This is a genomic window from Deltaproteobacteria bacterium IMCC39524, assembly GCA_029667085.1.
In the GTDB taxonomy this organism is placed as follows: domain Bacteria; phylum Desulfobacterota; class Desulfuromonadia; order Desulfuromonadales; family BM103; genus M0040.
In genome coordinates this window covers 193,379-208,316 of sequence record JARUHJ010000002.1, presented here as the reverse complement: position 1 = coordinate 208,316, position 14,938 = coordinate 193,379, and the positions used below count along the sequence as shown (strand labels likewise).

The window sequence follows — 14,938 nt, the reverse complement described above, 5'->3', positions numbered from 1 at the left end:
CGATGGCCCGGTAAGCAGATTAGAACCTGTAGCTCACATTAACCTGATAATTACGTCCGGGCATCGGGTAACCCAAAACATAGGCGTAATCTTTATCAAACAGGTTGCCAACGCTCGCACCGATTGAACAACTGGAGTCAAAGAGCTCCTTGCTCAGGCTCAGGTCGGCAACAGTAAAGCCCCCTTTTTCTACGTCCTCGCCCATACCAGTTTCCCAATCATCGACCCATTTGCGGCCATGATAAGCAAAATTGAGTCTTGCAGAAAGATCGTAAGGCATTTTCACGCCAACACCGTAAGAAGCGTTCATCTCGTTCATGTATTTAAGGTCTTCATCTTTATCAAGGTCACGGTAACGATCAAAGTAAGTAAAGTTCAGGTAAGGCTGCAAACGCAGGTCCTCCCGACCCATCAGGGCAAAATCTGATGAGACTTCGGCTTCGACACCGCTGATCTCGGCTTTACCGGTGTTCTCCCAACTCCAGTAGCCACCGCCTAAATCCACAGTGGTAATCTTGTCTTTAAAGCGGGTGTAAAAATAACCGAGACTGGCACTAAAAGTTTGGTCTACGTAATCAATTCCAGCCTCATATGTTCGACTTGATTCTGAATCAAGATCGGGATTCCCCACATATATGCGTCCGTATGAGGGGTAGTCAGCGGCCAACTGGTCTGCGCCAGGCATTTTGAAGGCTTCCCCGTAATGAGCGCGAACTTTTAATTGGTCGTTGAGCAAATAGGCCAAGCCAAAACTACTAATCAAGTTATAATCGTCTTCGCTGTTACCATCTGGGCTGGTCACTTCCACTTCAAAATACTCATAACGCAGACCGACATCAACAATCAGGCGATCATCCAGAAACCGACTCTTTGTTAATGCAAACCCCGCCATGCTTTCATACGTAGAACGATTAGGGGTAAAAGTGCTTTTCACTTCATAGTCAGACCAATCAACTCCGGCTACCAGATGCACTGAAGCAAGATCAGTAGAAAGCTGTGCTTGGCCACCTCTCTGATCAACCTTTGTTTCATAGAGAGAGTCACCAAAGTAGCCGCCGAAATCATAAGATTTATCTTCGATGTCAGTTTCAAAGTAACGCAGTTCCCAAGCGAGGGAACGATCAACCGTTTCACCCGTGTAAGAAACATCGATTGCCTGATAATCCGAATCTCGATAGTCATCCAGATCATTTTGACTCAGATAGTTAGGTGTCCCTGTTTTGTCAATTTCAGTCGTGTTCAGCATCACACCCAAACGGTGGGAATCCAGAAAACTGTAGCCGAGATTTACCGAATAACTTTGCTTGGCATCGAAACCGGTATTGCGATATCTATCGCCATTGGCGGTTTTATAATCATTCATGGTCGACCGGGCAAAACCAACCGAGTAATCAAACCGCCCCGCATCGCCGGAGAGCAGCGCTCCACCTTCGGTAAAGTCGTAACTTCCCAGGGAGCCAAAGACCTCACCACTGACAGGCCCATCGCCCTGACGAGTAATGATATTAATAACACCACCCATCGCAGCAGATCCGTACTGGACCGCTCCTGGACCGCGGACAATTTCAACACGTTCTATATCACGAGTCATAATCATCGCGACGTTACCGGTTCCCGCACGGCGGCCGTTAAGAAGAACCAATGAGTCACCGAGAAGATCGCTTGCCTGAGCATTGGTTTTGAACCCACGGATGGAAACGGTGGTTAGTGATCCCGGGTATTTTTGAACATAACCAATCCCTTTTTCAGCGAGCAGGTCACCCAAATCCCGGGCAGGTGAAGCAGCGATTTCCTCTGCGTCAATCACTGTTACACTCATCGTTTGATCTTGAACTTTTTCGACAACCCGACCGGCCGTAACCACAACCTCATCCATCACCACCGTAGACGGCTCAACCTCCGCAGCGAAGGCCGATCCAGCGACCCACAGACCCAACAAAACCAGCATTAAACGTCTGTACATTTCCAACTCCTGTTACACAAGGGACCGGGGAGGCAGAAAATAAAAAAATCCCCGGTCAATAAAAATTGATCCGGGGATTCCCTGTAATATCCACGAATTTTCAGGCAACTGTTCCTTGACCGCGAAAACAGCAACGCAACTTCTTTCAGACAGGTCTTCTGACTTCCGGTTCGTCCTACTGATCGCGCCTTCCCAACCCGTTATGAGTCAGTGACATACTTGCGACGTTCGTCCCCGGTTACAGCGGCGGGCCCGTCCCGGATTCGCACCGGGTTTCCTTTTAAGCCTTACGGCATCTGAACTTTTGTGCTCGCACTTTACCCAATCACCAGTCGTCAAGTCAAGAACCCTCTGCAGCCTGTTATGCACCCCAAAGTTGACCATGGAAAGGTCTCGAATATCACTGGGGAAAACTCTTGACTATGCACCAATAAAAACACCGGCCCATTAACAGAAATTGGACAAAAAATCTCAAATCGGCTAAAACCAATAAACTCATAATTCCAAACAGCAGAAGGAGTTTTATCATGGCAAGAGCAAGTGCACGACATATCCTGGTTCCCAGCGAAGCCGACTGCAACACCCTCAAAAACTTGATTGAAGGCGGTGAAGATTTCGCCGAGATCGCCAAAACTCATTCCCAATGCCCGTCAGGCAAGCAGGGCGGTGCCCTCGGTGAGTTCTCGCCGGGCCAGATGGTTAGAGAATTTGATGAAGTGGTTTTCTCCGGTGACGTGGGCAAGGTCCTCGGCCCGGTCAAGACACAGTTCGGCTATCACCTGATCGAAATCACCAACCGGACCGACTAAAAGGCACTTTTTTTCACGATCATGTCAAAGGGGCACTCTGATTCAGGGTGCCCCTTTTGAAGTGCCTCGTTTTGCACACAATTGAAAAATTCTGCGCTCAAGCTCATTTTCGGCGGCCTCTGGCTCAGCCTGTTTCTTTTTGCACTGTTCTTTTGGTGGCAATCCGGAATTGCTCTGACCAGCGTGCCCTCGCTCCTCCAAGAATGGCTCGACAACGTTGGACTTCTTAATGCGGCGTTCATCTATATCGTCCTCTACGCCATACGCCCCTTGATCCTCTTTCCGGCCACCATCCTAACCATTGCCTCGGGATTGATATTCGGCCCCTGGCTCGGCACCCTCTTCACCATCATCGGGGAGAACGCCAGCGCCAACTTTGGCTTTTCTCTGGTGCGCTGGTTTGGTCGTGAAATCGTCGCAACCCATTCCACGCCACTGATGAGTCGTTGGAACGAGAAACTGAAACAGAATGGTGTCATCTCGGTTATGACCATGCGTCTGATCATGCTTCCCTTTGACGCAGTGAACTTTAGCTGCGGCCTGACCGCAATCCGCCAACGTGACTACGCAATCGGCACATTTATAGGCATCCTGCCCTCGCTGATTGGCTTTGTTCTCCTTGGCGGTATCGCCGCATCTGGGGCGCACAATCGCACTCTGGTTGTGGTTCTCTCGGCACTTTTTATGCTGTTGGGTTTCGGGATTGCTCATTACCTTAAGCGTAGAGATAGTGCTGAGATTCCCTCCGAATGACCTGACCTTAAGACTTTCGCCCCCCCAAAAAACGTAATACTAACTTGAATGGTAAGAGATTGGTGATACCGTTGCTTAAAAGATAAAACTCCTCATCAAACCCTCGAACAGGAAAAGCAATGACAAAGCTGGCCATTGTTCAAAAACCCCCCGTTTTTCTGGACAAAGAAAAGACCATCGCGAAGGCCGTTGAATCCGTGCACGAGGCCTCGGCAAACAATGCCGACCTTGTCGTTTTTACCGAGGCTTTCATCCCCGGTTATCCCACCTGGATCTGGCGTCTCAGGCCAGGAGGTGACTTTGGCCTCTCAGAAGAGCTGCACGAACACTTATTGAGCAACGCCGTAAGCATGGATTCGAACGACCTGGATCCGCTTTATGAAGCCGCTCAGGAGCTTGAAGTCACCATCGTTTGCGGCATCGAAGAACGAGACAGTCAACTTAGCCAATCGACTCTCTACAATAGCATGGTCGTGATTGGCGCAGACGGCTCTCTCCTCAACAAGCACCGCAAGCTCATGCCGACCAACCCGGAACGCATGGTGTGGGGTTTTGGTGATGCAACAGGACTCAAAGCCGTCGAAACGCCTGCAGGTCGAATCAGCACCTTGCTGTGCTGGGAGAACTACATGCCACTCGCCCGCTATGCGTTGTACGCCCAGGGAGTAGAAATCTACATCGCCCCAACCTACGACAGCGGCGATAACTGGACAGGAAGTTTGCAACATATCGCTCTTGAGGGCCGGTGCTGGGTCGTCGGCTGCGGCAACCTGATCCGCGCCAGCGACCTGCCTGAAGATTTTCCGGCCAAAGACACTCTCTACCCGGACAGAGAGGAGTGGGTGAACCCAGGCGACTCCGTTGTTATTGCACCTGACGGTGAGATTGTTGCAGGACCAATGCACAAAGAGACCGGCATTTTGTATTGCGAAATAGACCTGGAGAAAGCCCGAACTGCAAAAAGGGCACTCGACGTGACCGGGCATTATTCACGACCAGATATTTTTCAGCTGCGGGTGAATTGCCAACCACAATCACCTGTGAAATTCGAAGATTAGGAAGGACAACACATCAACAGCAGGAGATAGCTCATGAATATGGAACAAACATACAAAGGTCGTTGTTTTTGTGGTGCTGTACAATTCAGCGTTACAGGAGAACCCGCGTTAATGGCCTATTGCCATTGCGATTCGTGCCGGCATTGGTCGGCGGGGCCCGTAAATGCTTTCACTCTCTGGTCTCCAGACGGCTTCAAAATCACTCAGGGTGCAGACAACATAGGTGCCTTCGACAAGACCGCAGCGACCAGCAACGAAGCAGGGATAAGTAACCGGAAATGGTGCAAGACTTGCGGCGGTCACATTTTTATCGACCACCCGGGGATGGGACTGGTTGATATTCCGGCCGCCCTGTTGGAAGGGTTTGCCTTCAATCCGGCTTTTCACGTGAACTACCAGGAGAGCGTCCATCCTATGCCGGATGGTTTGCCCAAGTTCAAGGATCTCCCCGAAGCCGCGGGCGGTTCAGGTGAAGAAATTCCGGAGTAGGGTCCTGTCAGGCTGCTCGATTCATCAACATTAACGGCTCGTGCTCGCTTTGGGTTCAATTCTTTCCGGTCCGAAAGGACGTAACGTGACGATCAGGCACGGTAGCAGGGTGAGAGAAGCGACCAGGGCGATAACCATCGCCAACGCGGTCAGCAAGCCGAAGTAGATGCTCGGGATGAAATTGGAGAGCACCAGAATCGAAAATCCTACAATGATGACCACCGAAGTGTAGTACATGGCGTAGCCAATGCTGCCGTGGCAACGGTGCATCGTTGCAATGTAAGCTCCATCGCTTTGGTACTCGAGCTCGAAGCGATGAATGTAGTGAATGGTGTCGTCGACAGCGATACCGACGCTGATGGCCGCGATGGTGATAGTCATCATGTCGAGGGGAATCCCGACCCACCCCATAAACCCCAAAACAGTTCCAACAGAGAGCAAGTTGGGGATAATCGCAATCAGAGAGATTTTAAGCGAGCGGAAGAGAACCAGGAACATCAACATCAGAGCCGCAACCACGGCTCCCAGAGTCTTTATCTGTGAAGAGAACAGACTTTGCAGCATATTGTTGTACAATAGCAACAGCCCAGCGAGCGTCACACGCTCCGGCTCAAAACCGAGATCCTGAGAGATATCCTTTTTTATTGTTTGCAGCAACTCGTTGCGCCTCAGATTTTTTTCCGAATCTCTTACCCGCAAGGAAAAACGCACCTGATTGTTTTCAACTGAAACGTAGGGACTCAAGATAATTTTACGATAGGTCTCGGGAAGTTCATTGTAGACCAAAGCAAGTTTGAAATTGTCGAGGTCCTTGTTCTCGTTGATCCTCCGTCCAACCTTCAGCATCGTACCCAAGGAGAGGACCTTGCCCGAGGCAGGGAGGGAATCAAGGTAATCGTGAACCGCTTCAACGCGCTCCATTCTCTGCGCAGTGAACCAGTACTGGGCTTCGTCTTTTGCCAGCTCGAATTCCGCGTCTAGCTCCTCAAAGATATCTTCCGAGGTATCTTCAATAATTGCGATCGGTCGCGTTTCTGTATCAGCGAAATCGATGATGACATCAAGAGGCGTTGTCCCTCCCAGCTCCTCGTCGATAACCTTCATTCCCTGGTAGATCTCAGTCGACTCTCTGAAATAATCGATAAAACTGTTCTCCACGATCAGCCGAGAGGAACCGACAACACTTCCTATCAACAGCAGAAGGCTCAGGGTCAGAACCGCTTTGCCATGCGACTCAGTAAAACGAGCCAGAACTCTTGTAAAGGAAAAAGGCACAACGCAGAGGATAGGCACCTTTTCGGGTAGCAGCATCAACATTGTGGGAAATATCAGGAAGGTCAACAGCAGAGACACAAAGATACCGGCACTCATCATCCAGCCAAAGTTTATGACAGGCAGGATGTCACACAGAATCAAAGAACTGAAGCCCGCCACAGTTGTAAGAACCGCAAAGCTACAGGGCCGGATCATCGACATGACCGTTTCCAGCACCACTTGATGCTGACTTGCACCAGGGCTCTTGCAGATAAGCTCACGGTAGCGAACGATCAGATGGATCGTAATCGCCATCGTGATGATCAGCTGCAATGAGATAAAATTGGAAGAGATCACCGTAACTTCCCAGCCAAAAGCTCCAAGCAGACCACAGGTCGCCACGACCGATATGACGCTAGTGAAAAGAGGCAGAACAACCCAGCGACGCTGTCGAAACACCATCCACAAGGTCACGGCCAACAGGCAGATGACACCAGTACCAAAGATTTTCAAGTCGCTCTTGATGAAAGTAATCAGGTCGTCGGCGATCATACTGACGCCGCCCAAAAAAAGATCTGCTGTTCCCCGATGTTGATCCATAACAGCTCTGACTTCAGCAATATTAAGGTGTTGCTCGGCCCGCATTGCATCACGGTGAGCTTTGAAACGAGCTTTGACCTCACTGAACTCTGTCGCCTCTGCCGAAGACAAACCAATCGTTGAGCGTTGCCGCAGCTCATTACGTCTCTTGAGCAACTCTTTGTAGAGGGGGTCATCGCGCAGATTGACTTGCAGTGCAGTTGTGCGCAAATCAGGACTGACCAGGAGGTTGCGATAGATTGGACTGTTTTGAAATTCCTGGCGCGCCAGCTCTTTATCAATCGTTGGCGATTCCAGAGTCTGGACGTCTCCAACCAGCTCCTTTATGGGTCTTGGTGGACTTTCCAGAAGAGGTACATCAAGAATTGAGAGGACAGACGCGACACCCTCGAGCGCCTCTAGTTCATCACGAAGGCGGGCCAAGTCAGCCAGCACCGCATCGGCAAAGAGGTCTTCGTTGGGGATGTAGGAGATAACCAGAAAGTCGGAGCTGCCGTAACGTTCAGCCACCAACCGGGTGAATTGCAGATCCTTGTCATTTTCCAGGATCAGGGTTTCTGCAGAGGCGTCAACCTCAAGATTACGCGCTTCATAACCCAAGACGGCGACCATCAGCAGCATTGCCAGCAAGACGGTTTTAGGATAGACGAGGATGAGCCTGTCGTAGACGAATTTCAACATTGCTGCCGCTCCGATCAGGATCCAGTCTCATCAGGCTCGGTGATGGTAAAGGCACCATCAGTTTTCAGCTTTTCGAGAAGGTCGTCTATGGTTCCATTACTGAGGACACCGTCGAACTGGGAGCGATAGGTCTGAATAACGCTCACCCCACTGATCTCGACGTCGTAGACCTTCCAGCCTTCAGCAGTTCGATACATCTTGTAGAGCATCTCGATGCGACTGTCCTTGGAGACCAGGGTCGTCGGTACATGGACTTTTCTACCCTCTGCGAGAGGCTCTCCATAAAGAACCTTTTCATCAGTATAAATATCCAACTTTTCAAGGAATGACTTTTGCAATCGATCAATGAAAAGATCAGAGAAGGCAGACTTTTCCACGGGATTAAGCTGTGGCCAGTGTTTTTTGCCCAAGCTCAGTTTGGCCATGGTTGGATAATCAAAGATCGGGGCAACAAGCGCAATGATCTGTACGTCTCTTCCTGCTTTATCCAAAGACTTGTCCTGCAAGAGCATCATTACAGCATCAATTTTTCTCTCAATCAGTTCACGCGCCTCCGCCGGGTCTTCAGCCAGTGACGGCGTGGCAGACAACAGCAGGCAAAGCATGAGAGAGAACAGGTATCGCATGGCTACTCCTCGATCTGTTTATTTCTATGCTGTTCGTAACTATCCCGGAGGAAAGGATAGAGATCGACAGCATCTTTTTTCATACTTTCGTATTCACCGATGTGCAAGGACGTCTGGTTCACCTGTTTGTAGGCACGCAAGGCCAACCTCACCTCAGAATCTTCGACGTAGCTGATCGGGTTAAGAAAATGGTCAGGAATGAGGCCAATAGTGTCGCGCAGATTGGAAGGCCCCAGCAGTGGCAGCACGATGTGAAAGCCACTACCAACACCATAATAACCCAGGGTTTGGCCAAAATCTTCCGGGTAGGGTTGCAAATCGCAGTGTTTTGCGGCCGGGTCAAAAAAACCTAGTATTCCGACCGTCGAATTAAAAACAAAGCGCGCCAGTTCAATGCTCGCCTGCTTTGGTTTAAGTTGTAACAGGTTGTTGGCAAAACGCACCGGCATCAGCAAATTATGGAAGAAACGCCCCACTGCCAGCCGCGCACCTTCGGGTGCCACAGCACGATAGCCTCTGGCCGTCGGCTTGAGCAGCCAGAAGTAGACCTTGTCGTTAACCTCTGTCATAACCCGATTGTAACCGCCCAGAGGGTCTATGATCTCTGCCGAGGCCGCGTCTTCAAATTCATCTTCAAGGTCAAACTCATCCTCAAAAGGCTGAGCGGCAAGAGCCTCCTTCTGCACCGTGTCATTTACAGGGTCATCATTCCGTGAATGATGCACTCCACAACCAGACAAAAAGGCCGTCAAGGCGATGAGGAACAATAATGATTTAACAGAACCTCTGGGAATTATTCCCATTACGCACTCCCGCCTTTAGCAAGTGTATTGTCGTTCGACATTACGTTCATGATACACAGTGAAGCAAAAAGCCAATGGGCTACCGTGTCAATTTATTGTTCCGGGAGAAAGTATAGATGTGTTCAAAGCTGGCTGGCACCAACGTTTTCCCTGAAGCGACCCCACGCCGTTAAACTGAGCAAAAAGGACCATATTCTTTTACAAAGCACCAAAAACCATATCAAACTTTATTGGCATTTTTCTGCCGCACGACTTCAAATAAGGCAATCGCACTCGCTGAGGAGGCGTTTAGAGAAGAGACACCACCGATCATCGGGATTTCCAGAAGCCCATCACAGGTTTCACGAGTCCGTTGCCGCAGGCCGTCCCCTTCACTGCCGACCACCAGGGCAATATTTCCTGAGAGGTTGGTGTTGAAGAGCGGTTGTGCGCCCTCCCCGGCTGCCAGCCCATAGATCCAGAAGCCGGCTTTTTGCAGTTGTTGCATGGCGCGGGCAAGGTTCGTCACCTGGCAGACCGCCAGGTGTTCAACCGCACCGGCCGAGGCACGATCAACCACGTTGGTAATTCCACAACTGCGGTCCTTGGTGACAACCACACCCTGACAGCCTGCAGCGTCGGCATTACGCAGGATCGCACCCAGATTGTGAGGGTCGGTAATCCCATCGAGCAGCAGGAAGAACCCAGTATCGCCGGAAGCCTGCCAGCTTTCGAGCAGGTCTTCAAGTTCGGTGTAGGGGAAAGGCTGCATGGAAAGGACCGCACCCTGATGATGGGACTGCCCTGCCAGACGTTCCAGGTCCTGGCGTTGGCGTTGGCGGACCGGAATCCCGCGCTCGCGGGCCAGCTCAACCAACTCCTCAACACGTTGACCGCCCTGCTTTTCATCCACAAAGAGTTCGAGGGGCTGGCGACGTCCACGCAGCCCCTCACGTACCGGGTGAATCCCGTAAAGATAATCGACTTTCACTGTTTCACGACCCTTCCAGGGCTGCTTGCATTTCATCGAGAATCATCTGCGCCGCGGCCACAGGATCACTCGCTGCAGAAATCGGGCGACCGATGACCAGGTAATCGGCACCGGCACGCAGAGCGTCACCAGGGGTTGTCACCCGCTTCTGGTCATCCTGGGAAGCGAAGGTCGGCCGCACGCCGGGGGTCACGATGGCAAAGTCGTCGCCGCAGGCCTCGCGGATCAGACCGACTTCCTTCGGTGAAGCAACCACGCCGTCCATGCCGGCGTCTTTAGCCAGTTTGGCCAGCTTTGGCACCATGACCTCGACGGGGCGATCAATGCCGACAGCGCGCAAGGTGTCTTCATTCGATGAAGTCAATATGGTGACCGCAAGTAAAACCGGCCGATCAGGATTGCCACGCGGGCAGACCTTGTCCACCTCGGCCACCAGCTTCGCCATCATTTCAAAACCGCCCAGGGCATGGACGTTAAACATCTTCACACCGAGCCGCAAAGCCTCTAGGCCGGCCATGGCCACGGTATTCGGAATGTCGTGATACTTCAGGTCGAGAAACACATCGGCACCACCATCTTGCACCAGGTTAACCACCTCGGGGCCGCACTTGGTAAAGAGCTGCTTGCCGATTTTAAAAACACCGACCTGGCCTTGTAACTGCTCCACCCAGCTGCGGGCATCTTCAAGGTTATCGACATCAAGGGCGAAAATCAGTTTCTGTTTGGCATTATCAGTCATCACGTAGTCCTATCAAGTCCTGTACACGCTGCGACACGTCCTGAACCCGTTTAATCAGATCGGCAGAATCGGTTGCGCCAAGTTCACGCCGGGCGGCGATACACTCCATATAAATCAGTTCACTTAAAGAATCGGAAAGCAGGCGGAGCTTGTCACCTTCTTCAAGGCCGGCGAGGTTGGCCAGCACACGGCCGCCATCAACAGAGCCATCGTCCTTGAGAGTGGTTTGCCTGAAGACATAAGAAAAGGGTTGCGGCAGGTCACGCATAAAGCAGGAGACCTCGTCACGAAATTGCGGGTTCTTGGCCGATACAACCTTGTGCATGGCAACCAGGACGCCGTTAAAGATATTGACCACTTCGCCAAGCACACCCTCCACTTTCACAGTCGGAGCTTCTTCCATGGAGACGACACCGCGCTCCACCAGCTGGCTCAACAGCTTTATGGCATCGAACTCACCGGAACCGGAACGACGCAGCAGCTCTTTAACACTGTCGACACCGGCCTGAATCATGGCAACCATCTTCTGCGAGACGCTATCGAGATCGTTGGGGACATTGTCCGTCGCCACCGGAATAGCATCGAGGGATTTGACCTTCTGCATGTAGAGAGCGCGCTCATCAACCCGGCGCAGGCCCTCCATGATCAGGTTCTGGGTGTTCATGGAGAGGCTGACCACCTCATCTTCGGCGAGCGGCTTGTCAACGAAAACAAAGGAGCCTTCCTGAAAGGCAAACAGGTTATAAACGATGGTTTCAACCTGGTTCTTGATTGCCGCCCAGAGATCCTTGGCGTCGATCACATTCTGGCCAACCAGGATCTTCCCAAGAGGCAACTCGCCGTTGGCAAACTGACGCGCCCCCTGCAGGGTTTCGCGGTCAAGTTTACCGAGGCTGTAGAGGATTTCACCAATCTCTTCTTCCGGAAAAGTGCTCGTCGCATAAACGATCTCACCATTCTGAAAGCAAAGGGTCTTGTTACCACCGGCAAGGAGGAAATGAAGAACGCCCGACTTGCGAAACATATTAAAGAAAGAGAGAAGGTCGACGATCCCGCCAGCACCAAGCAGTCCGGTCATCAAAACCTTGTCAGCACCGGTTGTGGTTTCCAACAGAAGGTGATTGGTAGAATAGGATGACAACCGCAGGGGGTGAGCTTCCAACACTTTCGCAACAGCGGGGGGCAGCGTCAGCTTGCCACTTTTTTCAATCCGGAGTTCACTCATAGGGCCCTGTTCTCTCCTACTCGGCAGCGAGTGCAGCACGAACCTGTTCAGCGACTTTTTTGGCAGCACCTTCGATCGGCAACATGACACGCTCTCCGGCGCGTCTTTCCTGAAACTCAAAGGATTGCTCTTTCAAACCGCGAGCGCCAACGTTAACACGCAGCGGAATACCGAGCAGATCCGCATCCTTGAACTTGCTGCCGGGACGCTCATCTCGGTCATCGAGAAGAACCTCAACGCCTTCTGCCAGAAGATCCTGGTAAAGCTTCTCACCTGCGGCGAACACCTCTTCATCATTCGGATTGAGCATGGTGACGATCACCTGGAACGGAGCCAGAGGCATCGGCCAGATAATGCCGTTCTCATCATGATTCTGCTCAATGGCGGCCGCGGCCGTACGACCGACCCCAATCCCGTAACAGCCCATGATAATCTCTTTGGCCACGCCGTCCGCATCAAGGAAGGTCGCCTTCATCGCCTCGGAATATTTGGTGCCCAACTTGAAGATGTGTCCGACCTCTATGCCCCGGGTGTTCGAGTAACGCCCCCCGCAATGCGGGCAGCTATCCCCATCGGCAGCATTACGCAGATCGGCGAACTTCTTGACCTGGAAATCGCGTTCCAGGTTAACACCTTCCAGGTGGATATCCTTCTCGTTGCCGCCGACACCCATGTTGCGCATGTATTTGACAGCATTATCAGCATAGAGCGGCACCTTCAAGCCCATGGGGCCAGAAAAACCGACCGGTCCGCCTGTTGCCTTGGCAATCTGCTCCGGGGTCGCCAACTCAACGACCGCAGCACCAAGCAGATTCTTCAACTTCGCCTCGTTCAGTTCATGATCCCCCCGGATCAGTACTGCCACCGGCTCATCATCAACGATGACCAACATGGTTTTAACGATCTGGCTCGGCTTAAGCTCAAGCATCACCGAAACATCAGCCACCGAGTGAGCACCCTTGGTGACCACCCGCTCGACCTCGTTCATCGGCACCTGCGACATCTCGCCTTTGTCGATAACCACCGCTTTTTCAATGTTGGCCGAGTATTCACAAGACTCGCAGCTGATCACCACGTCCTCACCGGTGTCGGCCAGCACCATGAACTCATGGCTGAAAGAACCTCCGATGGCTCCTGAGTCCGCCTCGACCATGCGGTATTGAAGACCACAACGCTCGAAGATACGGCAGTAAGCCTTGCGCATCTTCTCGTAGCTGGCGTTGGCACCTTCATCAGTCGCATCAAAAGAGTAGGCGTCTTTCATAATAAACTCGCGGCCACGCATCAGGCCGAAACGGGGGCGAACTTCATCACGGAACTTGGTCTGAATCTGGTAAAGGTTAACCGGTAATTGACGGTAGGAGTTGACCGTGCCACGCACGATCTCCGTGATCACCTCTTCGTGGGTGGGTCCAATGCAGAATTCGGTCTCTTTGCGGTCTTTCAGGCGCAGCAGTTCTTTGCCGTACTGTTGCCAGCGCCCGGATTGTTCCCAAAGATCGGCAGGACAAACAGCGGGCATCAAAAGTTCGATAGCTCCAGCCTTGTTCATCTCTTCGCGGACGATATTCTCGACCTTGCGGATGACCTTTAAACCCAACGGCAGGTAGTCGTAGATCCCTGCAGCGACCTTGCGGATCATGCCTGCACGGGACATCAGTTGGTGACTGACGACTTCGGCGTCGCCAGGAGTTTCTTTCAACGTCGGCAAAAAATACTGGGAATAACGCATTTGATATCCTCTTGAATAATATAATGGCCCCCTCCAGGAACTGAAAAGGGCCTATGAAATTAGCTTATTTTCTGGGCGATTGCAAGGAATGTTGGCGGCTTAATGACCTTGCTGTGCAGCCAGGAGCAAAGCCTCCTCAACCAGCGCATCGGCAAGTTCAGCCTGCGGCACCTTGCGAATCACCTCACCTTTGCGGAAGAGCAGCCCCTGCCCTTTGCCTCCGGCAATTCCAAGGTCCGCTTCACGTGCCTCGCCAGGGCCATTCACCACGCAGCCCATCACCGCAATACTGATTTTGCATGGCAGGTCGTGCAGACGTTGCTCAACTTCTTCAGCAACCTGAATCAGATCAATCTGGCAACGCCCACAGGTCGGGCAACTGATGAAGACCGGTCCGCGTTCTCGCAGTTCAAGACTCTTGAGAATCTCCCAACCGACCCGCACCTCTTCAACCGGGTCCCCGGTCAGAGACACCCGCAGAGTGTCACCAATACCATCGTAAAGCAGAGCCCCAAGCCCGACAGCGCTCTTGATCGTGCCGCTCCAGGTCGTGCCGGCTTCAGTTACGCCAATATGCAGAGGATAATCGACCTGTTCAGAGAGCAGGCGGTAAGCAGCAACGGTACGACGCACATCGGAGGATTTTAGACTGACCTTGATCTCCTGGTAATTCAGCTCTTCCAGGATACGAATGTGACCAAGAGCGCTCTCCACCATCGCTTCGGCCGTTGGATGTCCATACTTCTCGAGCAATTCTTTCTCAAGGGAGCCAGCGTTCACACCAATACGAATCGGCACAGAACGATCGACACAGGCCCTAACAACTTCTTCGACTTTCCAACGCTCGCCGATATTGCCCGGGTTCAAACGCAAGCCATCCACTCCGGCTTGCAGTGACATCAGCGCCAGCCGATAATCGAAATGGATATCGGCGATCATGGGGATACGGCTTTGCTTGCAGATTGAAGCAAGCGCTTCTGCAGCAACTTCGTCAGGAACGGCGCAGCGCACGATTTCACAACCGGCCGCGGCCAGGGCTTCAACCTGTGCAGAGGTCGCCACCACATCCCGGGTATCGGTGTTGCACATCGACTGCACCGAAACCGGTGCGTCGCCGCCGACCGCCACTGAACCGACCTGAATTTTACGCGTGCTACGTCTCATAAAATGAATCACCCTGTCAAAAGATGTCCGCGAGTTTAAAGGCGGTTTCAAACCGAGTCAAGCGGACTTGAC

The 14,938-nt window shown here is 52.1% G+C and carries 13 protein-coding genes and 1 riboswitch; of the genes, 4 read left to right on the top strand and 9 right to left on the bottom strand.

Annotated elements, in window-relative coordinates:
- Positions 1 to 19: 19 nt before the first annotated feature.
- The gene (locus tag P9J64_06520; GenBank protein ID MDG5467979.1) at positions 20 to 1,963 is read right to left on the bottom strand and encodes a TonB-dependent receptor; all 1,944 of its coding nucleotides are present in this window, start codon (positions 1,961 to 1,963) and stop codon (positions 20 to 22) included.
- A gap of 130 nt (positions 1,964 to 2,093) precedes the next feature.
- A riboswitch (cobalamin riboswitch) is annotated at positions 2,094 to 2,278 on the bottom strand.
- Between the two features lie 212 nt (positions 2,279 to 2,490).
- Here P9J64_06520 and P9J64_06515 point away from each other — a divergent pair.
- The 4 genes from P9J64_06515 to P9J64_06500 all read left to right on the top strand — a co-directional run bounded on the left by P9J64_06515 (position 2,491) and on the right by P9J64_06500 (position 5,072).
- Positions 2,491 to 2,772 (top strand): peptidylprolyl isomerase, encoded by a 282-nt coding sequence (locus tag P9J64_06515; protein MDG5467978.1) that lies wholly within the window; start codon positions 2,491 to 2,493, stop codon positions 2,770 to 2,772.
- 81 nt (positions 2,773 to 2,853) lie between these two features.
- Complete coding sequence (locus P9J64_06510) at positions 2,854 to 3,525, top strand: TVP38/TMEM64 family protein (protein ID MDG5467977.1); 672 nt, start codon at positions 2,854 to 2,856, stop codon at positions 3,523 to 3,525.
- Positions 3,526 to 3,644: 119 nt separating this feature from the next.
- Positions 3,645 to 4,583 (top strand): carbon-nitrogen hydrolase family protein, encoded by a 939-nt coding sequence (locus P9J64_06505; GenBank protein ID MDG5467976.1) that lies wholly within the window; start codon positions 3,645 to 3,647, stop codon positions 4,581 to 4,583.
- Between the two features lie 33 nt (positions 4,584 to 4,616).
- Positions 4,617 to 5,072 carry a GFA family protein gene (locus P9J64_06500; GenBank protein MDG5467975.1) on the top strand — a complete coding sequence of 152 codons (456 nt, stop codon included), beginning with the start codon at positions 4,617 to 4,619 and terminating at the stop codon, positions 5,070 to 5,072.
- 30 nt (positions 5,073 to 5,102) lie between these two features.
- Here P9J64_06500 and P9J64_06495 read toward each other — a convergent pair whose 3' ends face one another.
- The 8 genes from P9J64_06495 to ispG all read right to left on the bottom strand — a co-directional run bounded on the left by P9J64_06495 (position 5,103) and on the right by ispG (position 14,866).
- Complete coding sequence (locus P9J64_06495) at positions 5,103 to 7,607, bottom strand: MMPL family transporter (GenBank protein MDG5467974.1); 2,505 nt, start codon at positions 7,605 to 7,607, stop codon at positions 5,103 to 5,105.
- Between the two features lie 14 nt (positions 7,608 to 7,621).
- Complete coding sequence (locus P9J64_06490) at positions 7,622 to 8,233, bottom strand: ABC transporter substrate-binding protein (protein ID MDG5467973.1); 612 nt, start codon at positions 8,231 to 8,233, stop codon at positions 7,622 to 7,624.
- A 2-nt stretch (positions 8,234 to 8,235) separates the two neighbouring features.
- Complete coding sequence (locus P9J64_06485; protein MDG5467972.1) at positions 8,236 to 9,036, bottom strand: VacJ family lipoprotein; 801 nt, start codon at positions 9,034 to 9,036, stop codon at positions 8,236 to 8,238.
- A gap of 220 nt (positions 9,037 to 9,256) precedes the next feature.
- The gene (rlmB, locus tag P9J64_06480) at positions 9,257 to 10,042 is read right to left on the bottom strand and encodes a 23S rRNA (guanosine(2251)-2'-O)-methyltransferase RlmB (protein ID MDG5467971.1); all 786 of its coding nucleotides are present in this window, start codon (positions 10,040 to 10,042) and stop codon (positions 9,257 to 9,259) included.
- Complete coding sequence (gene pyrF / locus P9J64_06475) at positions 10,011 to 10,748, bottom strand: orotidine-5'-phosphate decarboxylase (protein ID MDG5467970.1); 738 nt, start codon at positions 10,746 to 10,748, stop codon at positions 10,011 to 10,013. Before pyrF ends, rlmB begins: the two co-directional genes overlap by 32 nt.
- Positions 10,738 to 11,970 (bottom strand): DUF4388 domain-containing protein, encoded by a 1,233-nt coding sequence (locus tag P9J64_06470; protein MDG5467969.1) that lies wholly within the window; start codon positions 11,968 to 11,970, stop codon positions 10,738 to 10,740. Before P9J64_06470 ends, pyrF begins: the two co-directional genes overlap by 11 nt.
- A 16-nt stretch (positions 11,971 to 11,986) precedes the next feature.
- Positions 11,987 to 13,702 carry a proline--tRNA ligase gene (locus P9J64_06465; protein ID MDG5467968.1) on the bottom strand — a complete coding sequence of 572 codons (1,716 nt, stop codon included), beginning with the start codon at positions 13,700 to 13,702 and terminating at the stop codon, positions 11,987 to 11,989.
- Between the two features lie 99 nt (positions 13,703 to 13,801).
- A complete protein-coding gene (gene ispG, locus P9J64_06460; GenBank protein MDG5467967.1) occupies positions 13,802 to 14,866 on the bottom strand; it encodes a flavodoxin-dependent (E)-4-hydroxy-3-methylbut-2-enyl-diphosphate synthase in 1,065 nt (354 codons plus the stop codon).
- Between the last annotated feature and the right edge of the window lie 72 nt (positions 14,867 to 14,938).

Excerpts from the sequence above, each read along its gene's own strand:
- P9J64_06520 (MDG5467979.1), bottom strand. The coding sequence starts at position 1,963 with ATGTACAGACGTTTAATGCTGGTTTTGTTGGGTCTGTGGGTCGCTGGA.
- P9J64_06515 (MDG5467978.1), top strand. The coding sequence starts at position 2,491 with ATGGCAAGAGCAAGTGCACGACATATCCTGGTTCCCAGCGAAGCCGAC.
- P9J64_06505 (MDG5467976.1), top strand. The coding sequence starts at position 3,645 with ATGACAAAGCTGGCCATTGTTCAAAAACCCCCCGTTTTTCTGGACAAA.
- P9J64_06500 (MDG5467975.1), top strand. The coding sequence starts at position 4,617 with ATGAATATGGAACAAACATACAAAGGTCGTTGTTTTTGTGGTGCTGTA.
- P9J64_06495 (MDG5467974.1), bottom strand. The coding sequence starts at position 7,607 with ATGTTGAAATTCGTCTACGACAGGCTCATCCTCGTCTATCCTAAAACC.
- P9J64_06490 (MDG5467973.1), bottom strand. The coding sequence starts at position 8,233 with ATGCGATACCTGTTCTCTCTCATGCTTTGCCTGCTGTTGTCTGCCACG.
- P9J64_06485 (MDG5467972.1), bottom strand. The coding sequence starts at position 9,036 with ATGGGAATAATTCCCAGAGGTTCTGTTAAATCATTATTGTTCCTCATC.
- rlmB (MDG5467971.1), bottom strand. The coding sequence starts at position 10,042 with ATGAAATGCAAGCAGCCCTGGAAGGGTCGTGAAACAGTGAAAGTCGAT.
- P9J64_06470 (MDG5467969.1), bottom strand. The coding sequence starts at position 11,970 with ATGAGTGAACTCCGGATTGAAAAAAGTGGCAAGCTGACGCTGCCCCCC.
- P9J64_06465 (MDG5467968.1), bottom strand. The coding sequence starts at position 13,702 with ATGCGTTATTCCCAGTATTTTTTGCCGACGTTGAAAGAAACTCCTGGC.
- ispG (MDG5467967.1), bottom strand. The coding sequence starts at position 14,866 with ATGAGACGTAGCACGCGTAAAATTCAGGTCGGTTCAGTGGCGGTCGGC.